The organism is Pseudomonas sp. Ma2-10, from assembly GCF_054330215.1.
This window is the reverse complement of the sequence record NZ_JBTEYL010000001.1, coordinates 439,205-454,728: the sequence shown is the minus strand read 5'-3', so window position 1 is coordinate 454,728 and position 15,524 is coordinate 439,205. Positions and strand designations below refer to the sequence as shown.

15 protein-coding genes and 3 pseudogenes are annotated in these 15,524 nt (G+C 59.2%); 8 read left to right on the top strand and 10 right to left on the bottom strand.

Features of this window, described 5'->3' with window-relative positions:
- Positions 1-324: 324 nt before the first annotated feature.
- The gene (locus ACXPVS_RS02050) at positions 325-1,041 is read right to left on the bottom strand and encodes an SIMPL domain-containing protein (RefSeq protein WP_458508417.1); all 717 of its coding nucleotides are present in this window, start codon (positions 1,039-1,041) and stop codon (positions 325-327) included.
- A gap of 207 nt (positions 1,042-1,248) precedes the next feature.
- Between ACXPVS_RS02050 and ACXPVS_RS02045 the strand changes: the two genes are divergently transcribed.
- From ACXPVS_RS02045 to ACXPVS_RS02030, 4 genes and pseudogenes are all read left to right on the top strand, one after another.
- On the top strand, positions 1,249-2,511 hold the full coding sequence (locus ACXPVS_RS02045) for an ATP-binding protein (RefSeq protein WP_458508416.1): 1,263 nt from the start codon (positions 1,249-1,251) through the stop codon (positions 2,509-2,511).
- Complete coding sequence (locus ACXPVS_RS02040; protein WP_008148925.1) at positions 2,504-3,070, top strand: response regulator transcription factor; 567 nt, start codon at positions 2,504-2,506, stop codon at positions 3,068-3,070. The genes ACXPVS_RS02045 and ACXPVS_RS02040 overlap by 8 nt, the downstream gene beginning before the upstream one ends.
- 97 nt (positions 3,071-3,167) lie before the next feature.
- Positions 3,168-4,895 (top strand): ABC transporter ATP-binding protein/permease, encoded by a 1,728-nt coding sequence (locus ACXPVS_RS02035; RefSeq protein ID WP_458508415.1) that lies wholly within the window; start codon positions 3,168-3,170, stop codon positions 4,893-4,895.
- Between the two features lie 119 nt (positions 4,896-5,014).
- Positions 5,015-5,499 (top strand): annotated as a pseudogene (locus ACXPVS_RS02030) (FadR/GntR family transcriptional regulator).
- Between the two features lie 13 nt (positions 5,500-5,512).
- Here the strand turns inward: ACXPVS_RS02030 and ACXPVS_RS02025 are convergent.
- The 3 genes from ACXPVS_RS02025 to ACXPVS_RS02015 form a co-directional block, all read right to left on the bottom strand.
- Complete coding sequence (locus tag ACXPVS_RS02025; protein ID WP_458508414.1) at positions 5,513-5,659, bottom strand: hypothetical protein; 147 nt, start codon at positions 5,657-5,659, stop codon at positions 5,513-5,515.
- Positions 5,660-5,905: 246 nt separating this feature from the next.
- The gene (locus tag ACXPVS_RS02020) at positions 5,906-6,097 is read right to left on the bottom strand and encodes a hypothetical protein (RefSeq protein WP_458508413.1); all 192 of its coding nucleotides are present in this window, start codon (positions 6,095-6,097) and stop codon (positions 5,906-5,908) included.
- A 14-nt stretch (positions 6,098-6,111) separates the two neighbouring features.
- Entirely contained in the window at positions 6,112-7,428 is a 1,317-nt protein-coding gene (locus ACXPVS_RS02015) for a phospholipase (protein ID WP_458508412.1), read from the bottom strand.
- 238 nt (positions 7,429-7,666) lie between these two features.
- On the opposite strand from ACXPVS_RS02015, the pseudogene ACXPVS_RS02010 reads away from it, so the two are divergent.
- From ACXPVS_RS02010 to ACXPVS_RS02000, 3 genes and pseudogenes are all read left to right on the top strand, one after another.
- Positions 7,667-7,861: pseudogene (locus tag ACXPVS_RS02010) on the top strand (dihydrodipicolinate synthase family protein); the annotation flags it as partial.
- Positions 7,850-8,056: pseudogene (gene garD / locus ACXPVS_RS02005) on the top strand (galactarate dehydratase); the annotation flags it as partial. The pseudogenes ACXPVS_RS02010 and garD, both read left to right, overlap by 12 nt.
- A 101-nt stretch (positions 8,057-8,157) precedes the next feature.
- The gene (locus ACXPVS_RS02000; RefSeq protein ID WP_458508411.1) at positions 8,158-9,099 is read left to right on the top strand and encodes an AEC family transporter; all 942 of its coding nucleotides are present in this window, start codon (positions 8,158-8,160) and stop codon (positions 9,097-9,099) included.
- Here the strand turns inward: ACXPVS_RS02000 and ACXPVS_RS01995 are convergent.
- From ACXPVS_RS01995 to gatC, 6 genes are all read right to left on the bottom strand, one after another.
- Positions 9,096-9,476, bottom strand: coding sequence for a carboxymuconolactone decarboxylase family protein (locus ACXPVS_RS01995; protein ID WP_149630540.1), 381 nt, complete (start codon positions 9,474-9,476; stop codon positions 9,096-9,098). The two genes, ACXPVS_RS02000 and ACXPVS_RS01995, sit on opposite strands and share 4 nt — an antisense overlap.
- On the bottom strand, positions 9,473-10,534 hold the full coding sequence (locus ACXPVS_RS01990) for a calcium/sodium antiporter (protein WP_458508410.1): 1,062 nt from the start codon (positions 10,532-10,534) through the stop codon (positions 9,473-9,475). The genes ACXPVS_RS01995 and ACXPVS_RS01990 overlap by 4 nt, the downstream gene beginning before the upstream one ends.
- Positions 10,535-10,584: 50 nt before the next feature.
- Positions 10,585-10,959: a septal ring lytic transglycosylase RlpA family protein gene (locus ACXPVS_RS01985; RefSeq protein ID WP_458508409.1), complete on the bottom strand. Its 375-nt coding sequence runs from the start codon at positions 10,957-10,959 to the stop codon at positions 10,585-10,587.
- Between the two features lie 87 nt (positions 10,960-11,046).
- Positions 11,047-12,492: an Asp-tRNA(Asn)/Glu-tRNA(Gln) amidotransferase subunit GatB gene (gene gatB / locus ACXPVS_RS01980; RefSeq protein WP_458508408.1), complete on the bottom strand. Its 1,446-nt coding sequence runs from the start codon at positions 12,490-12,492 to the stop codon at positions 11,047-11,049.
- Between the two features lie 10 nt (positions 12,493-12,502).
- The gene (gene gatA / locus ACXPVS_RS01975; protein ID WP_458508407.1) at positions 12,503-13,954 is read right to left on the bottom strand and encodes an Asp-tRNA(Asn)/Glu-tRNA(Gln) amidotransferase subunit GatA; all 1,452 of its coding nucleotides are present in this window, start codon (positions 13,952-13,954) and stop codon (positions 12,503-12,505) included.
- A gap of 16 nt (positions 13,955-13,970) precedes the next feature.
- Positions 13,971-14,258 carry an Asp-tRNA(Asn)/Glu-tRNA(Gln) amidotransferase subunit GatC gene (gene gatC, locus ACXPVS_RS01970; protein ID WP_007941222.1) on the bottom strand — a complete coding sequence of 96 codons (288 nt, stop codon included), beginning with the start codon at positions 14,256-14,258 and terminating at the stop codon, positions 13,971-13,973.
- Between the two features lie 210 nt (positions 14,259-14,468).
- Here gatC and mreB point away from each other — a divergent pair, with 210 nt between their 5' ends.
- The gene (gene mreB, locus ACXPVS_RS01965; protein WP_002555108.1) at positions 14,469-15,506 is read left to right on the top strand and encodes a rod shape-determining protein MreB; all 1,038 of its coding nucleotides are present in this window, start codon (positions 14,469-14,471) and stop codon (positions 15,504-15,506) included.
- Positions 15,507-15,524 lie beyond the last annotated feature (18 nt).

The window sequence follows — 15,524 nt, the reverse complement described above, 5'->3', positions numbered from 1 at the left end:
GCGGCCACAAGTCTTAAACTGTGGCACGGGCGTACCTTAATGTCGCATATGTATAAATTTAGGTGCATTTGACCGTTTGCGCAGGTTTTTTTCAGTGCAAATCGCGCACCGACAGAGGGCGGTCGGTGCGCCGGGCGCACCCGGTCGGAGCGCGGTGTTACTTATTTATACTCACACCCTAGAAGGGTGTGAGGCCGAACGGGCTGGTCTTGAAGTCTGGAGCACCGTCGAGTTGGCAATCGGTGTGACAGGTGCTTGTTGCTTAAAGATGTGTTGTGCCTGTTGGTACAACTCAAACTTCTTTTCTGTTTACGGGTTATCGAATCAAGGCATCACCACTTCAATCGCGCCATCCGCCGTCATGCTCACCTGACTCGTACCCGCCTCGACTTCCGGCGTCACCGGCGCACTGTCCATGCTCGCCGCTTTCATCATCATCGGCCCGCGCATGTACGGCTGTGGATAACCGTTGCTGTTCAAGTTCAGGTTAACGATTTTATAACCCTTGCCACCCAAAGCGTCGGTGGCCAGTTGGGCGCGTGCCTTGAAGGCTGCCACGGCGTCTTTGAGCAGCGCATCTTCGCTGGCCTTGCGGGTTGGCGTGGCGATGGCGAAGTCCATGCCGCCCATTTTCAGGTCGGTGAGCAGTTCGCCGGTCAGTTTCGACAGTGCGGCGAAGTCGGAGCTTTCCAGGCGCAGTTCGGCGCGTTCGCGCCAGCCAGTGATTTTCTGGCCCTTGGTGTCGTAGATCGGGTAGCTGTTGCGGCTGCCTTGGCGCAGGGTGATGTCCTTGACCTGTTTGGCCTGGGCCAGCGCTTTGTTCATGGTGGTGCTGACGTCGGCGGCGAGTTTGGCCGGGTCGCTGTTTTGCTCTTCGGTGTAGAGGGTCACGATCATCAGGTCGCGGGCCACTTCCTGACTGACTTCGGCGCGCAGGGCGATCTGGTTGTAATGAAGTTCGTCGGCGGCCAGGGCTGGGAGGCTGGCGATAGTGCCAACGCTAAGGGCGAGGATGGCGGCGCTGCGGCGGAATGTGTGCATGAAAGCTCCTTGGGCGATGCGCAGGGGTAATGTCCGAGCCTGCGTGAAACCATCAGACTCTAGCGTTTATGATCCGGTTCGCACAGTTACAACTTCTATACAGATGATCGGGCCTGGCCTGTGGCTGTTTGCCGCACTTTTGCCTGCCAGCCCCCGTGCTTGGTTATACTCCGCGCGATCCGCCTGGAGCGCTCATCAGGAGAGCTCATGCTCGCCCCCGTTCAAATCACTTCCGCCACTCGCCAGAATCTCTGGCGGCTAACGTTCATCCGCACATTGGTGTTGGCCGCTCAGGCCGGTTCCGTGGGGCTGGCCTACTGGCTCGACTTACTGCCGCTGCCTTGGTTCCAACTGGCCGCGACCCTCGGTTGCTCGATGTTGCTGTGCGCGTTCACGGCCATTCGCTTGCGCACCTCATGGCCGGTTACCGAACTCGAATACGCCGTGCAACTGGCCTGCGACCTGTTTATCCACAGTGCCTTGCTGTATTTCTCCGGCGGCTCGACCAACCCCTTCGTCTCTTATTACCTGGTGCCGCTGACCATCGCCGCCGTGACCTTGCCGTGGCGTTACTCGGTGATTCTGTCCGGTATCGCGTTGACGATGTACACCCTGCTGCTGGCCCGCTTCTATCCGCTGCAAACCTTCCCGATCGCTCGGGAAAACCTGCAGGTTTACGGGATGTGGCTGAGTTTCGCCCTGGCCGCGGCGGTGATCACCTTCTTTGCAGCACGCATGGCCGAAGAGCTGCGCCGTCAGGAAGAGCTGCGTGCCATCCGTCGCGAAGAGGGCCTGCGCGATCAGCAATTGCTCGCTGTCGCGACTCAGGCTGCCGGTGCTGCCCATGAGCTGGGCACGCCGCTGGCGACGATGAGTGTGTTGCTCAAGGAAATGCGTCAGGACCATCACGATCCGATGTTGCAGGACGACCTGAGCGTGCTGCAGGATCAGGTCAAACTCTGCAAAGAAACCTTGCAGCAACTGGTGCGCGCCGCCGAGGCCAATCGTCGATTGGCGGTGGACATGCAGGACGTCACCGATTGGCTCGACGAAGCCCTGAATCGCTGGCACCTGATGCGCCCGGAAGCCAGTTATCGCTTCCAGCGCTTGGGCCAAGGCACCGTGCCGCGCATGGCGCCGCCGCCGGACCTGACCCAGGCGCTACTGAATTTGCTCAACAATGCCGCCGACGCTTGCCCCGAAGGGCTACAAGTGACGCTGGACTGGAATGCCGAGGACTTGACCATCAGCATTCGCGACCACGGCGCCGGTGTGCCGCTGGCCATTGCCGAGCAGATTGGCAAGCCCTTTTTTACCACCAAGGGCAAAGGTTTCGGCCTGGGCCTGTTTTTGAGCAAGGCCAGCGTGACACGCGCCGGCGGCTCAGTGAAACTCTACAGTCATGAGGAAGGCGGCACGCTCACCGAGCTGCGCCTGCCCCGTGTCGCCCGAGGAGACGAACATGAGTGACGAGATCCAAGTCGAAGGCGAAGGTGAAGAACTGCCGCATTTGCTGCTGGTAGACGACGACGCAACTTTCACCCGGGTGATGGCCCGCGCCATGGCCCGCCGCGGCTTTCGCGTCAGTACCGCCGGTTCCGCCGAAGAAGGCCTGACCATCGCTCAGGCCGACCTGCCGGACTACGCCGCGCTGGACCTGAAAATGGACGGCGATTCCGGCTTGGTGCTGTTGCCCAAGCTGCTTGAACTGGACCCGGAAATGCGCGTGGTGATCCTTACCGGTTACTCGAGCATTGCCACCGCCGTCGAGGCGATCAAGCGCGGCGCCTGTAATTACCTGTGCAAACCGGCGGACGCCGATGACGTGCTGGCCGCGCTGCTCTCCGAGCATGCCGACCTCGACACGCTGGTGCCGGAAAATCCGATGTCGGTGGATCGCCTGCAGTGGGAACACATCCAGCGCGTGCTGACCGAGCACGAAGGCAACATCTCCGCCACTGCCCGCGCCTTGGGCATGCACCGCCGCACGCTGCAGCGCAAACTGCAGAAACGTCCCGTTCGTCGCTGAACCTGCGCTGAACGAATGCGAGCCGCTCCTCGCGACAAAACGAACCGATCATCTATGATCGGTTCGTGCGTGTTCTTTTCTTTATCGAGCCTTATCCATGAATCAGAACGCTGAATTTTCCGCGGTCAATGATGCTGTGCGCGGGCAGTTCTTCCGCAAGGTCTGGGCGATTATCACGCCCTATTGGCAAAGTGAAGAGAAGGCCAAGGCCTGGACGCTGCTGATCGCGGTGATTGCCCTTTCGCTGATCAGCGTGGGGATCTCGGTGTGGTTCAACACCTGGTACAAGGATTTTTACAACGCACTGCAAAAAAAGGACGAGGCGGCCTTCTGGCGGCTGATCCTGTATTTCTGCGGCATTGCGGCGGTGGCAATCATCGGTGCGGTCTACCGGCTCTATCTGACCCAGATGCTGACCATCCGCTGGCGAGCCTGGCTCACCGAAAAGCATTTTGCCCGCTGGCTCGGCAACAAGAATTACTACCAGCTGGAACAGGGCGGTTACACCGATAACCCGGACCAGCGGATTTCCGAAGACCTCAACAACTTCACCTCGAACACCCTGGAACTGGGCATTGGTTTGCTTCGCAACATTGTCAGCCTGGTGTCGTTCTCGATCATTCTGTGGGGCGTGTCGGGCAGTATCGAAGTGTTCGGTTTCACCGTTCCCGGCTACATGTTCTGGTGTGTGCTGGTCTATGCCGTGATCGGCAGCTGGCTGACGCATTTGATTGGTCGTCGCTTGATCGGTTTGAACAACCAACAACAACGTTTCGAAGCCGACCTGCGTTTTTCCATGGTGCGGGTTCGCGAAAACGCTGAAAGCATTGCGCTGTACAACGGCGAGCCCAATGAAAACCGTCGCTTGAGCTACCGTTTCGGGAGGGTCTGGCACAACTTCTGGGACATCATGAAGGTGTCCAAGCGTCTGACGTTCTTCACCGCCGGTTATAGCCAGGCCGCCATCATCTTTCCGTTCATGGTTGCTGCACCGCGTTACTTCGCTGGCAAGATCGAACTCGGCGATCTGATGCAAATCAGTTCGGCGTTCGGCAACGTGCAGGAGAGTTTCAGCTGGTTTATCAGTGCGTATCAGAATCTCGCCGCGTGGCGCGCCACCTGTGACCGTCTGCTGAGTTTCCGCCAGGCCATGACCGACAACGAAGAGCGTACGCCGGCAATTGATGTGAAACACCAGGGCTCGGCGTTGAAGGTGCATAACCTTGGCCTCGACCTGGCCGACGGTCGTCACCTGCTGAGCAGCGCCGACATGACCGTGGAGGAGGGTGAACGCGTCATGCTTAGCGGCCGCTCCGGCAGCGGCAAATCCACTTTGCTTCGCGCAATGGGGCACCTTTGGCCGGCTGGCCACGGCAGTATTCGTCTGCCGATGGGGCGTTATCTGTTCCTGCCGCAAAAGCCGTATCTGCCAATTGGCAGCCTGCGTGAAGCGCTGAGTTATCCACAGCCTGGCGATACGTATCCGCAGGAGCGCTACGTTTACGTGCTGGAAGCCTGCCGTTTGCCGCATCTCGCTACCCGTCTGGACGAACCCAATCACTGGCAGCGCATGTTGTCGCCGGGTGAGCAGCAACGTCTGGCCTTCGCACGTGCGCTGCTTTACGCACCGCAATGGCTGTACATGGACGAAGCGACCTCGGCGATGGACGAGGAGGACGAAGCGTCGCTGTATCAGACCTTGATCGATGAGATTCCGGGATTGAGCATTGTCAGCGTCGGGCATCGCAGCAGCTTGAAGCGGTTTCATCCACGGCATGTTCGTATTGAGAATGGCCATCTGGTGGACCAGACCGTGACCGCCTAATGGGCACAACCCTTGTGGGAGCTCGCTTCCACAGGGGCTGATGCTCGTTGACGGTGATCGTACAACCGGGTTGAGCGACGATGCGGTTTGAGCCGCAACTTTCGAGAACGACGTTCACCATGGAAAACCCGATCGACGCACCACGTCTCCCTCGCAAGCGCCGCAGTCTCGCTCAGGAACGGGTGATCGTGTTGTCCGAGCAGATCCGCGACGGTCACCTCAAGCGTGGCGACAAGTTGCCCACCGAGTCGGCGATCATGGATGCCCGTGGCGTCAGCCGCACCGTGGTGACCTGCGCGATGTGCTGGCGATTCTGGAGTTGCGCATCAGCCTTGAAGTGGAGTCCGCCGGCCTCGCCGCGCAACGCCGCAACGCCGAGCAGTTGGCCTTGATGCGTGACGCGCTGGATGCGCTCAATGAAAGCGCCGCCCATGACGACCAACAGCACTACATGAATCGTCTGAGTCGTGAGCACGAAGAGATTTACGAGGCGATTGCGCGGCAGGATTCGGAGGCGGCGCGTGCGGCGTGCGTTTACATCTGACGAACAGCCGGGAGCGGCATGCGCCATGCTCATGAAGAGGCAGCGGCGCAGCGCGGGTAGGTGTTTTCAGCTATCACGCCGGGTCCGTATCGTAATCGACGTACTCGACCGTGTTATCAATCAACACTTTGAATGTTTTGCGGGTGATCACCCATTCCTTTCCGGGAATCATTTCAAAATCGACGAAGTCTCCGACGTTCACATGGAGGTCGAATTCCATGGGCATCTCCAGAGCGACATGATTGCTTCTGGCCGGAAATGTAAACCGGTGTTTTGTTCTCATGGACGTTCACCCGAGCAGTAATTGAGTCACCGATTTAGCCTCTTCCAACGAGTACTCAACACTGTAAGAAGTACCAGTTTCGATGAACGGTCAGTGTCAGTTTGCACCTTCCGCTGCGCCCGGAAAGACGCCATCGCGAGCAAGCTTGCTCGCGAAAGGGCCAAAAGCCTTGATGCAATAACCTCAGCCAGTCCTCAAAATCGAGCGGTCCACTCGTATCGCCAACTCAGCAGCCTCGGATTTCGCATCGAACACCACATTCCCATGGTCATTCACCACTGCCCGGGCAATCGGCACTCCTTTGGACAACAACTCCAACGGCGCGCCTTTCAGTGATTGGCCCGAGGCCAGTTCCAGTTTCAATTTGATAGTCATCATCGATCTCCTTATCAGGCAACGTTGTCAGTCGGTTTGTAATCCTTGAGCAGCAAATAGGTGCTCCAGCCCCACCAGTCATCCACGGTGGCGGTGTCGTTCAGGTTGTTGACGTCCTTGCGTCGCAGCACCTTGTTGCCCTCGACCCTGAACAGCGGCGAGAAGTTGGTCGTCAGGTTCAGGGCTGCTTGCAGATCAGGCATCTTTTTCAAGGCGCCGAAATGGGCGGCCGGCGGGGCGATTCCACTGAGATAGGCCGCGAACACTTCATCCGCAGACACCTGCACCGCCTGATTCACCTGGGTGCGATTAGCGCTGTCGACGGCGTCGAAGTAGCGCTTGTCCCCGTACGCGTGCCATTGATCGCCGTTGCCATTGCGCACATTGAGGCCGAATTTGCTGTCTTCGTCGTGCATGAACCGTGTGATCAATGAACCCAGATCGCTCGGCGTGACCACCGCTGCCAATTGTTTGCGGGGCACTCGCAAGTGGCCGGCGGAAAACAGGTCGGTCAGGTAGTGATCGGCAAAGGCGTTCATCGCATAGGCCAGTTCCAGCTGCTTTTCATCGCCGCTGGTGTGGGCCAACACCGCGTGTTGCACCGCTGCGGTGTGCCCGGCGATATAGGCCAGCAGCGCCCATTCGGCGAAGTGATCGGCGTTGTTGGCGGCCAGTTTCAGGTAGCGGCCAAATGGGAACAACGCCGAAACGAAACTGCCGCCGCCGGTGATCTTGTTCCACTCTTCTGACAACGTATCACCGAGGGCGTCATAAGCCTCGTGAGGTTGTTTACCGTCCTTGATCGCCTGTTTGATCGCGGCGATTTCCTTTTGCATCACACCGAGGATCAGCTTGGCCTCAGCGCTAGAAGCAGGCAGCACGGCCAGCGAGTTGAAAGCATTGGTAAAACGCTGGATTCGGTCAACGCTTGTCGCGCCTTCGCTGATCGGTTGATCGGGAATTCCATAAAAATCCCCCCCCAGCGCAACGACCTGACCGTAGGTCAGCGCCAGCCCGTTGGGTAAATGCAACTCCACCTGCGAAGCCGGGATCGCCGGTGCGTCCTTGATGAAACGCAGCAGTGTGCTGTCGCCGATGGCGGTGTGTTCGCCACCTTCGAACCTCAGTTGTGGCGGGCCTTTCAGGGCTTTGCCGGAGGCGGTGGGCAAAGGCGCGGGAAGGGAAGTCGTAGAGCTGTGATGATCAGCAATCTGCAAGACCACGTGTTGGTTTCCCCCGATGAGAGGGATGCCATGCTCGGTAAAAAGATCATCCAGTTCGGCAATGACCTGTTTTGGTTTTACTTTCTGTTGTGCGTGTAAACCTGACATTTCCATCTCCTTGATATGTCGTCGGTACGATCAAAAATTAACTGTATGCATATACAGTTGTCTGAATCATAGGTGAGAAATTTCCTACGTCAAGAAAATACCTTTCTGACTCAAATTCTGCGGTCGACGATGAAATGCAGTTGACGAGCGCTGTTTAAGTTGTGCGATGACATACAACTTTGGCGCACGCTGAACGGTTTTCTCACCCACAGACGTCGCTACTCAGGGTGTTCGAATAATGAATCCACAAGAACTGAAGTCCACCCTCTCTTGGGGTCTGCTGTCTTTCCCGGTTACCGATTTCAATGCGCAGGGCGACTTCCATCGCGCGGGTTACATCAAACGTCTCGAATGGCTGGCCCCATACGGCGCCTCGGCATTGTTCGTTGCGGGCGGCACCGATGAGTGCTTCTCTCTGGCGGCCAGTGATTTTGTCTGCGGGACGTTGCAATGGGCGGCGGGGATGAACTTGCACGTGTTCACGACCGGGCGGGCCTCGATCGAAGACCTCGGTTGGGAGTTGTTTCACTACTACCTGGATGTGGCGAGTGGCAGGAAACAAACCTGGGCGCAGAAGCACAAACTGCATAACGACATTACCTTGTTCAACCCTGCGCCCATCACCTAAGGCCGAGTAATGATCATTCCCATGCAGAGCGTGGGAATGATCCGGGTGAAAGTGGCTTATCATTAGCCCCCTAACGACGCTCATCCAAGGTTATCCCCAGCATGCTGGCTATCTTCCTCGAAACCCTGAACATCACCGCGCCGGTGTTTGCCATGCTGTTTCTGGGGGCGCTGCTCAAACGCATCGACTGGATCAACGACAATTTCATCCACACCGCGTCGGCTCTGGTGTTCAACGTCACCATGCCGGCATTACTGTTTCTGGGCATCCTGCATGCCGACCTGCACGCCGCGTTGCAACCGGCGCTGCTGATCTATTTCTCGCTGACGACGCTGGTGTGTTTTGCCATCGCCTGGGGCTGGGCGATCTGGAAGTGCCCGCGCGAAGATAGGGGGATCTACACCCAGGGCGCCTTTCGCGGCAATAACGGGGTGATCGGTCTCGCGCTGGCGGCAAGCATGTACGGCGACTACGGGATATCCCTCGGGGCGATTCTCGCGGCGGTGGTCATCCTGTTTTACAACACCCTCTCGACCATCGTGCTGGCGGTGTACAGCCCGGTGATCAAGTCCGACCCCTGGAGCATCTGCAAAAGCCTGATGGTCAATCCGCTGATCATCAGCGTGCTTGTGGCGGCACCGTTTGCCTACTTCAAAATCAGCTTGCCGGGATGGCTGGAAACGTCCGGCCAATACCTGGCGCAAACCACCTTGCCGTTGGCGCTGATCTGCATTGGCGGCACGCTGTCGCTGGCGGCCCTGCGCAAAAGCGGCAACATGGCGCTCAGCTCAAGCCTGGTGAAGATGATCGGCCTGCCGATTCTGGCGACGCTGGGGGCGTGGCTCTGGGGCTTTCGTGGTGCGGAGTTGGGGATTTTGTTCCTGTACTTCGGCAGTCCGACCGCCGCGGCCAGTTTTGTCATGGCCCGTCAGGCCAATGGCAATCATGAACTGGCGGCAGCGATCATCGTGATCACCACGTTGATGGCAGCGGTCACCACCAACATCGGGATCTTCCTGTTGCAGTGGGGCGGGTGGATCTAGTCGGCTTTCTGGTAGCTATCAATCACTTCCTGCGCCGCGCGAAATGCATCGATGGCCGCCGGTACACCGGCATACACCGCGCAATGCAGCAGCGCTTCACGAATCTCCTCCACGGTGCAGCCATTGTTCAGCGCACCGCGCACGTGACCCTTCAATTCCTGCGGGCACTTCAACGCGGTCAGGGCGGCGAGGGTGATCAGGCTGCGGGTTTTCAATGGCAGGCCTTCACGGTTCCAGACGCTGCCCCAGGCGTGTTCGTTGACGAAATCCTGCAGCGGTTGAGTGAACTCGGTGGCATTGCCTAGCGCGCGGTCGACGAAGGCGTCGCCCATCACTTGGCGGCGGACTTCAACGCCAGGTTTTTTATCATCGGTCATGGCAATTCCTTATTGTGGTGTTGGCGCCGCCAGGCGCGCAGCGACGTGAACAGCAAAAACGCCATCAGCGCCGGCAGGACAAAAAACAGCATCAGGTGTTCAAGCTTGCCGGCCAGCGGCATGCCGGTGGTGAACGACACCACGTGCAGACCGTAAGCCAGATACAAACCCAAAAACAGCAGACCTTCGGCGCGTGTCACCCGGTACCCGGAATAGAACACCGGCAGGCACAACACCGCGACGCCGAGCATCACCGGCAAGTCAAAATCGAGGGCGTTGGGCGATACCGACAGCGGCGACGGAGCGACCAATGCGGTGAAGCCCAGCACGCCCAAGAGATTGAACAGGTTGCTGCCGATCACGTTGCCCACTGCGATGTCGCGTTGACCGCGCAAGGCGGCGATCAATGAGGTCGCCAGTTCCGGCAGGGACGTGCTGACAGCGACAATGGTCAGGCCGATGATCCGCTCCGACAACCCCAGATCGGTCGCGACCAAAACCGCCGCGCCCAGCAGCAGGTGCCCGGCGTAGACCAGCATCGCCAATCCCGTGACGATCATCAGCAGACTGCCGAGCCAGGGCGCTTGCGGGACTTCGTGGGTCGTCGATTGCGGGCGGGTTGAGTGCCGCGACTGGCGCAGCAACAGGCCCAGATACAGCACCAGTGCCGCGAGCAGCAGCACGCCATCGGTGCGGGTCAGTTCTTCGTTCCACGCCAATACGAACACCAGCAAGCTGGCGCCGATCATCAATGGAATATCCAGGCGCACCAGTTGCCGTGAAACCCGCAGCGGGATGATCAGCGCCGAGAGTCCGAGGGTGACCAGGATGTTGAAGATGCTACTGCCGATCACGCTGCCGACGGCGATGTCGGCGTTCTGCGCCAGGGTCGCTTGCAGGCTGACTGCCATCTGCGGTGCGCTGCTGCCGAGGGCGACGATGGTCAGGCCGATAATCAGCGGTCGTACATGCAGGCGTGCGGCGAGGCGCACGGCGGCGCGCACCATCAGCTCAGCGCCGGCGATCAGCAACAGCAAGCCGCTGAGCAATTCAATCATGCTGATCAGCGGTAAATCGGCAAGTCCGAAAATGGTCGGTGCTCCGTCTGTCAGTCGTCGAGGGCTTGCACGCGAACCTTCGCGGTGCCACTGCGCAGCATGCCCAACTGTTCGGCCGCTTCACGTGACACATCGATCAGGCGCCCACGAGAGTACGGCCCGCGGTCGTTGATGCGCACCACGCAGGACCTGTCGTTGTTCAGATTGGTGACCTTTACCCGCGTGCCAAAGGGCAGCTGGCGATGGGCGGCGGTCAGGGAATTCTTGTTGAAACGCTCGCCGCTGGCGGTGCGTTTACCTTGGTGTTTGGCGCCGTAATACGAGGCAACACCGGTCTTGTCATAGCCGTGTGGATCGATGGTATCGGTGCTGGCGCAACCGGCCAGCAGAGAGAGCAGGGCGCAAGCGCCAAGTAAGCGCGTCATTTGAGAGCTTCCAAAAACAATTGTGGGAGCGAGCCTGCTCGCTCCCACAGGGATCAGAGCCAGTGTTGAGTGCTGGCTCCATTCTCATCAGCCTTCGAGTTTGCTTTTCAGCAGTTCGTTGACCTGTTGCGGGTTGGCCTTGCCTTTGGACGCTTTCATGGCCTGGCCGACAAAGAAGCCGAACATCTTGCCGCGTTTGGTTTCGTCTGCCGCGCGGTATTGTTCAACCTGTTCGGCGTTGGCCGCGAGCATCTCGTCGAGCACCGCGGAGATCGCGCCGCTGTCGGTCACTTGCTTCAAGCCGCGCTTGTCGACGATCTCGTCCGCGCTGCCTTCACCGTTGGCCATCGCTTCAAACACGACCTTGGCGATTTTGCCGGAGATGGTGTTGTCGGTGATGCGTCGCAGCATGCCGCCCAGTTGCTCGGCTGAAACCGGCGACTGGTCGATGTCCAGGCCCTGCTTGTTCAACAGGCTGCCCAGCTCAACCATCACCCAATTCGCCGCCAGTTTGGCGTCGCCACCGATGCTCGCGACTTTCTCGAAGTAATCGGCTTGCTCACGGCTGGTGGCCAGGACGCTGGCGTCGTAGGCCGACAGACCGAACTGCGCCTGGAAGCGTTCGCGTTTCTGCGGTGGCAATTCCGGCAGGGTGGCGCGCACGTCGTCGAGGAAGGAGTCTTCGATGACCACCGGCAGCAGGTCCGGATCGGGGAAGTAACGGTAGTCGTTGGCTTCCTCTTTGCTGCGCATCGGACGGGTTTCATCCTTGTTCGGATCGTACAGACGGGTCTGCTGGATCACCTTGCCGCCGTCCTCGATCAGTTCGATCTGACGCTGCACTTCGGTGTTGATCGCCTTCTCGATGAAGCGGAACGAGTTGACGTTCTTGATCTCGCAACGCGTGCCGAATTCAACCTGACCTTTGGGGCGGATCGACACGTTGCAGTCGCAACGCAGCGAACCTTCGGCCATGTTGCCGTCGCAGATGCCGAGGTAGCGTACCAGTGCGTGGACGGTCTTGACGTAGGCCACGGCTTCTTTGGCGCTGCGCATGTCCGGCTCGGAAACGATTTCCAGCAGCGGCGTGCCGGCACGGTTCAGGTCGATGCCAGTGGCTCCGTTGAACTCTTCGTGCAGGCTTTTACCCGCGTCTTCTTCCAGGTGCGCACGGGTGACGCCGACACGTTTGATCGTGCCGTCTTCCATGGCGATGTCCAGGTGGCCTTTGCCAACGATCGGCAATTCCATCTGGCTGATCTGGTAGCCCTTGGGCAGGTCCGGGTAGAAATAGTTTTTACGGGCGAACACGTTGTGCTGGCCGATCTCGGCATCAATCGCCAGACCGAACATCACCGCCATGCGCACCGCTTCCTGGTTCAGCACCGGCAATACGCCAGGCATACCGAGGTCAACCAGGCTGGCCTGGGTGTTCGGCTCGGAACCGAAGGTGGTGGAACTACCGGAAAAGATTTTCGACCGGGTAGTGAGCTGGGTGTGAATCTCCAGCCCGATCACGACTTCCCATTGCATGTGTTTCTCCTCAGAAGCCGGTTGGTGTGCGGGTGTGCCAGTCAGTGTTGAGCTGATACTGGTGGGCAACGTTCAACAGGCGACCTTCCTGGAAATACGGGGCAAGCAATTGCACGCCGACCGGCAGACCATCGACAAAACCGGCAGGCATGGACAGGCCCGGCAGACCGGCAAGGTTGGCCGTGATGGTGTAGACGTCTTCCAGGTACGCAGCAACCGGGTCGCTGTTCTTGGCGCCGAGCTTCCAGGCCGGGTTCGGCGTGGTGGGGCCGAGGATGATGTCGACCTCATTAAAAGCTGCCATGAAGTCGTTTTTGATCAAGCGACGAATCTTCTGGGCCTTCAGGTAATAAGCATCGTAGTAGCCGGCCGACAACGCGTAGGCACCCACCATGATCCGGCGCTGCACTTCCGCGCCGAAACCTTCGCCACGGGAGCGCTTGTACAGGTCAATCAGGTTTTTCGGATCTTCGCAGCGATGGCCGAAACGCACGCCGTCGAAACGCGACAGGTTGGAAGAGGCTTCTGCCGGTGCGATCACGTAGTACGCAGGGATCGCGTGCTGCATGTTTGGCAGGCTGATTTCCTTGACCACGGCGCCGAGCTTTTCCAGTTCCTTGACGCTGTTGTGGACCAGTTCGGCAATGCGCGGGTCGAGACCGGCGCTGAAGTATTCCTTTGGTACACCGATGCGCAGGCCTTGCAGCGAGCCGTTGAGGCCAGCGCTGTAATCAGGCACCGGTTCGTCGATGCTGGTGGAGTCCTGCGGGTCGAAACCGGCCATGCCTTGCAGCAGGATGGCGCAGTCTTCGGCCGTGCGAGCCAACGGACCGCCCTGGTCGAGGCTGGAGGCGTAAGCGATCATGCCCCAGCGCGAAACGCGACCGTACGTCGGTTTCAGGCCTGTGAGGTTGGTCAGTGCGGCGGGCTGACGGATCGAACCGCCCGTGTCGGTGCCGGTGGCTGCCGGCAGCAGGCGTGCAGCAACCGCCGCCGCCGAACCGCCGGACGAACCACCCGGAACGTGTTCCAGGTTCCACGGGTTTTTCACCGGGCCGTAGTAGCTCGACTCGTTGGCCGACCCCATGGCGAATTCGTCCATGTTGGTCTTGCCCAGGGTCACGGCGCCGGCAGCGGCCAGCTTGGCGACCACGGTGGCGTCGTACGGAGCTTTAAAGTTGTCGAGCATCTTCGAGCCGCAGCTGGTGCGGATGCCTTGGGTGCAGAACAGGTCTTTGTGTGCGATCGGCGCACCGAGCAGGGCACCGCTCTCACCCTTGGCGCGGCGTGCGTCAGCGGCTTTCGCCTGCTGGAGCGCCAGGTCTTCGGTGAGGCTGATGAAACTGTTGAGCTGCGGATCGAGCTGGGCGATACGCGCCAGCAGGGTTTTGGTCAGCTCTTCGCAAGAAAACTTTTTATCGGCGAGTCCGCGGGCGATCTCGGCCAGAGTCAATTGATGCATTGCAGGCTCTTTCCCTTTAGTCGATGACTTTCGGAACCAGGTACAGGCCGTTTTCGACCGCTGGTGCGATGGACTGATAGGCCTCGCGATGATTGGTCTCTGTCACGACGTCTGCACGCAGGCGCTGGCTGGCTTCCAGTGGGTGGGCGAGCGGCTCGATACCGTCGGTATTGACCGCCTGCATTTCGTCGACAAGCCCCAGAATGCTGTTCAGGGCCGAAGTGATGTGTGGAAGATCGGCATCATCAAGGCCGAGACAGGCCAGGTGAGCGATTTTTTCCACGTCGGAGCGTTCAAGCGCCATGGGAATCTCCAGTGGAAAACAGAACGGACGGCGTCCGTGTGTTAGATTGTCGGAACACTACCGCATTTCTACGGTCATAAGGCCGCGATTGTGGGGGTTGGTGCACAGAAAAGCGGCCAATTTAACATATTGGCGCCTTGCCCAAAATCCCTGTCGTTGTTAGAGTTTGCCGCACTTTTTTACCCACGCGTTGCCTAGGGTCCCTTTCCCATGTTCAAGAAACTGCGTGGCATGTTTTCCAGCGATCTTTCCATTGACCTGGGCACTGCCAACACCCTTATTTACGTGCGCGAGCGCGGCATCGTCCTGAATGAGCCCTCGGTTGTGGCTATTCGGACACACGGTAACCAGAAAAGTGTCGTTGCTGTCGGCACCGAAGCCAAGCGCATGCTCGGCCGTACACCGGGCAACATTGCTGCCATTCGTCCGATGAAGGACGGTGTGATCGCCGACTTCAGCGTTTGCGAAAAGATGCTGCAGTACTTTATCAACAAGGTTCACGAAAACAGCTTCCTGCAGCCTAGCCCTCGTGTGCTGATCTGCGTTCCGTGCAAATCCACCCAGGTTGAGCGTCGTGCCATCCGTGAGTCGGCCCTTGGTGCCGGTGCCCGTGAAGTGTTCCTGATCGAAGAGCCAATGGCTGCTGCGATCGGTGCCGGCCTGCCGGTTGAAGAAGCTCGCGGCTCGATGGTTGTCGATATCGGTGGTGGTACCACTGAAATCGCGCTGATCTCCCTGAACGGTGTGGTTTACGCTGAATCCGTCCGGGTGGGCGGCGACCGCTTCGACGAAGCAATCATCACCTACGTGCGTCGCAACTACGGCAGCCTGATCGGCGAATCCACTGCCGAGCGCATCAAACAGGAAATCGGTACTGCCTACCCGGGCGGCGAAGTTCGCGAAGTCGACGTTCGTGGCCGTAACCTGGCCGAAGGCGTTCCACGCGCATTCACCCTGAACTCCAATGAAGTGCTGGAAGCTCTGCAAGAGTCCCTGGCCACCATCGTTCAGGCGGTGAAAAGTGCGCTGGAGCAATCGCCTCCGGAACTGGCTTCCGACATCGCCGAGCGTGGTCTGGTACTGACCGGTGGTGGCGCTTTGCTGCGTGACCTCGACAAGTTGCTGGCCCAGGAAACCGGTCTGCCAGTGATCGTCGCCGAAGATCCGCTGACCTGCGTTGCTCGCGGCGGTGGCCGTGCGTTGGAAATGATGGATAAACACACCATGGACCTGCTGTCGAGCGAGTGATCTCCCCCGACGCATCTA

Excerpts from the sequence above, each read along its gene's own strand:
- ACXPVS_RS02040 (WP_008148925.1), top strand. The coding sequence starts at position 2,504 with ATGAGTGACGAGATCCAAGTCGAAGGCGAAGGTGAAGAACTGCCGCAT.
- ACXPVS_RS02045 (WP_458508416.1), top strand. The coding sequence starts at position 1,249 with ATGCTCGCCCCCGTTCAAATCACTTCCGCCACTCGCCAGAATCTCTGG.
- ACXPVS_RS02000 (WP_458508411.1), top strand. The coding sequence starts at position 8,158 with ATGCTGGCTATCTTCCTCGAAACCCTGAACATCACCGCGCCGGTGTTT.
- ACXPVS_RS02035 (WP_458508415.1), top strand. The coding sequence starts at position 3,168 with ATGAATCAGAACGCTGAATTTTCCGCGGTCAATGATGCTGTGCGCGGG.
- ACXPVS_RS02020 (WP_458508413.1), bottom strand. The coding sequence starts at position 6,097 with ATGACTATCAAATTGAAACTGGAACTGGCCTCGGGCCAATCACTGAAA.
- ACXPVS_RS02050 (WP_458508417.1), bottom strand. The coding sequence starts at position 1,041 with ATGCACACATTCCGCCGCAGCGCCGCCATCCTCGCCCTTAGCGTTGGC.
- ACXPVS_RS01995 (WP_149630540.1), bottom strand. The coding sequence starts at position 9,476 with ATGACCGATGATAAAAAACCTGGCGTTGAAGTCCGCCGCCAAGTGATG.
- gatB (WP_458508408.1), bottom strand. The coding sequence starts at position 12,492 with ATGCAATGGGAAGTCGTGATCGGGCTGGAGATTCACACCCAGCTCACT.
- ACXPVS_RS01990 (WP_458508410.1), bottom strand. The coding sequence starts at position 10,534 with ATGATTGAATTGCTCAGCGGCTTGCTGTTGCTGATCGCCGGCGCTGAG.
- mreB (WP_002555108.1), top strand. The coding sequence starts at position 14,469 with ATGTTCAAGAAACTGCGTGGCATGTTTTCCAGCGATCTTTCCATTGAC.
- ACXPVS_RS01985 (WP_458508409.1), bottom strand. The coding sequence starts at position 10,959 with ATGACGCGCTTACTTGGCGCTTGCGCCCTGCTCTCTCTGCTGGCCGGT.
- gatA (WP_458508407.1), bottom strand. The coding sequence starts at position 13,954 with ATGCATCAATTGACTCTGGCCGAGATCGCCCGCGGACTCGCCGATAAA.
- ACXPVS_RS02015 (WP_458508412.1), bottom strand. The coding sequence starts at position 7,428 with ATGTCAGGTTTACACGCACAACAGAAAGTAAAACCAAAACAGGTCATT.
- gatC (WP_007941222.1), bottom strand. The coding sequence starts at position 14,258 with ATGGCGCTTGAACGCTCCGACGTGGAAAAAATCGCTCACCTGGCCTGT.
- ACXPVS_RS02025 (WP_458508414.1), bottom strand. The coding sequence starts at position 5,659 with ATGGAATTCGACCTCCATGTGAACGTCGGAGACTTCGTCGATTTTGAA.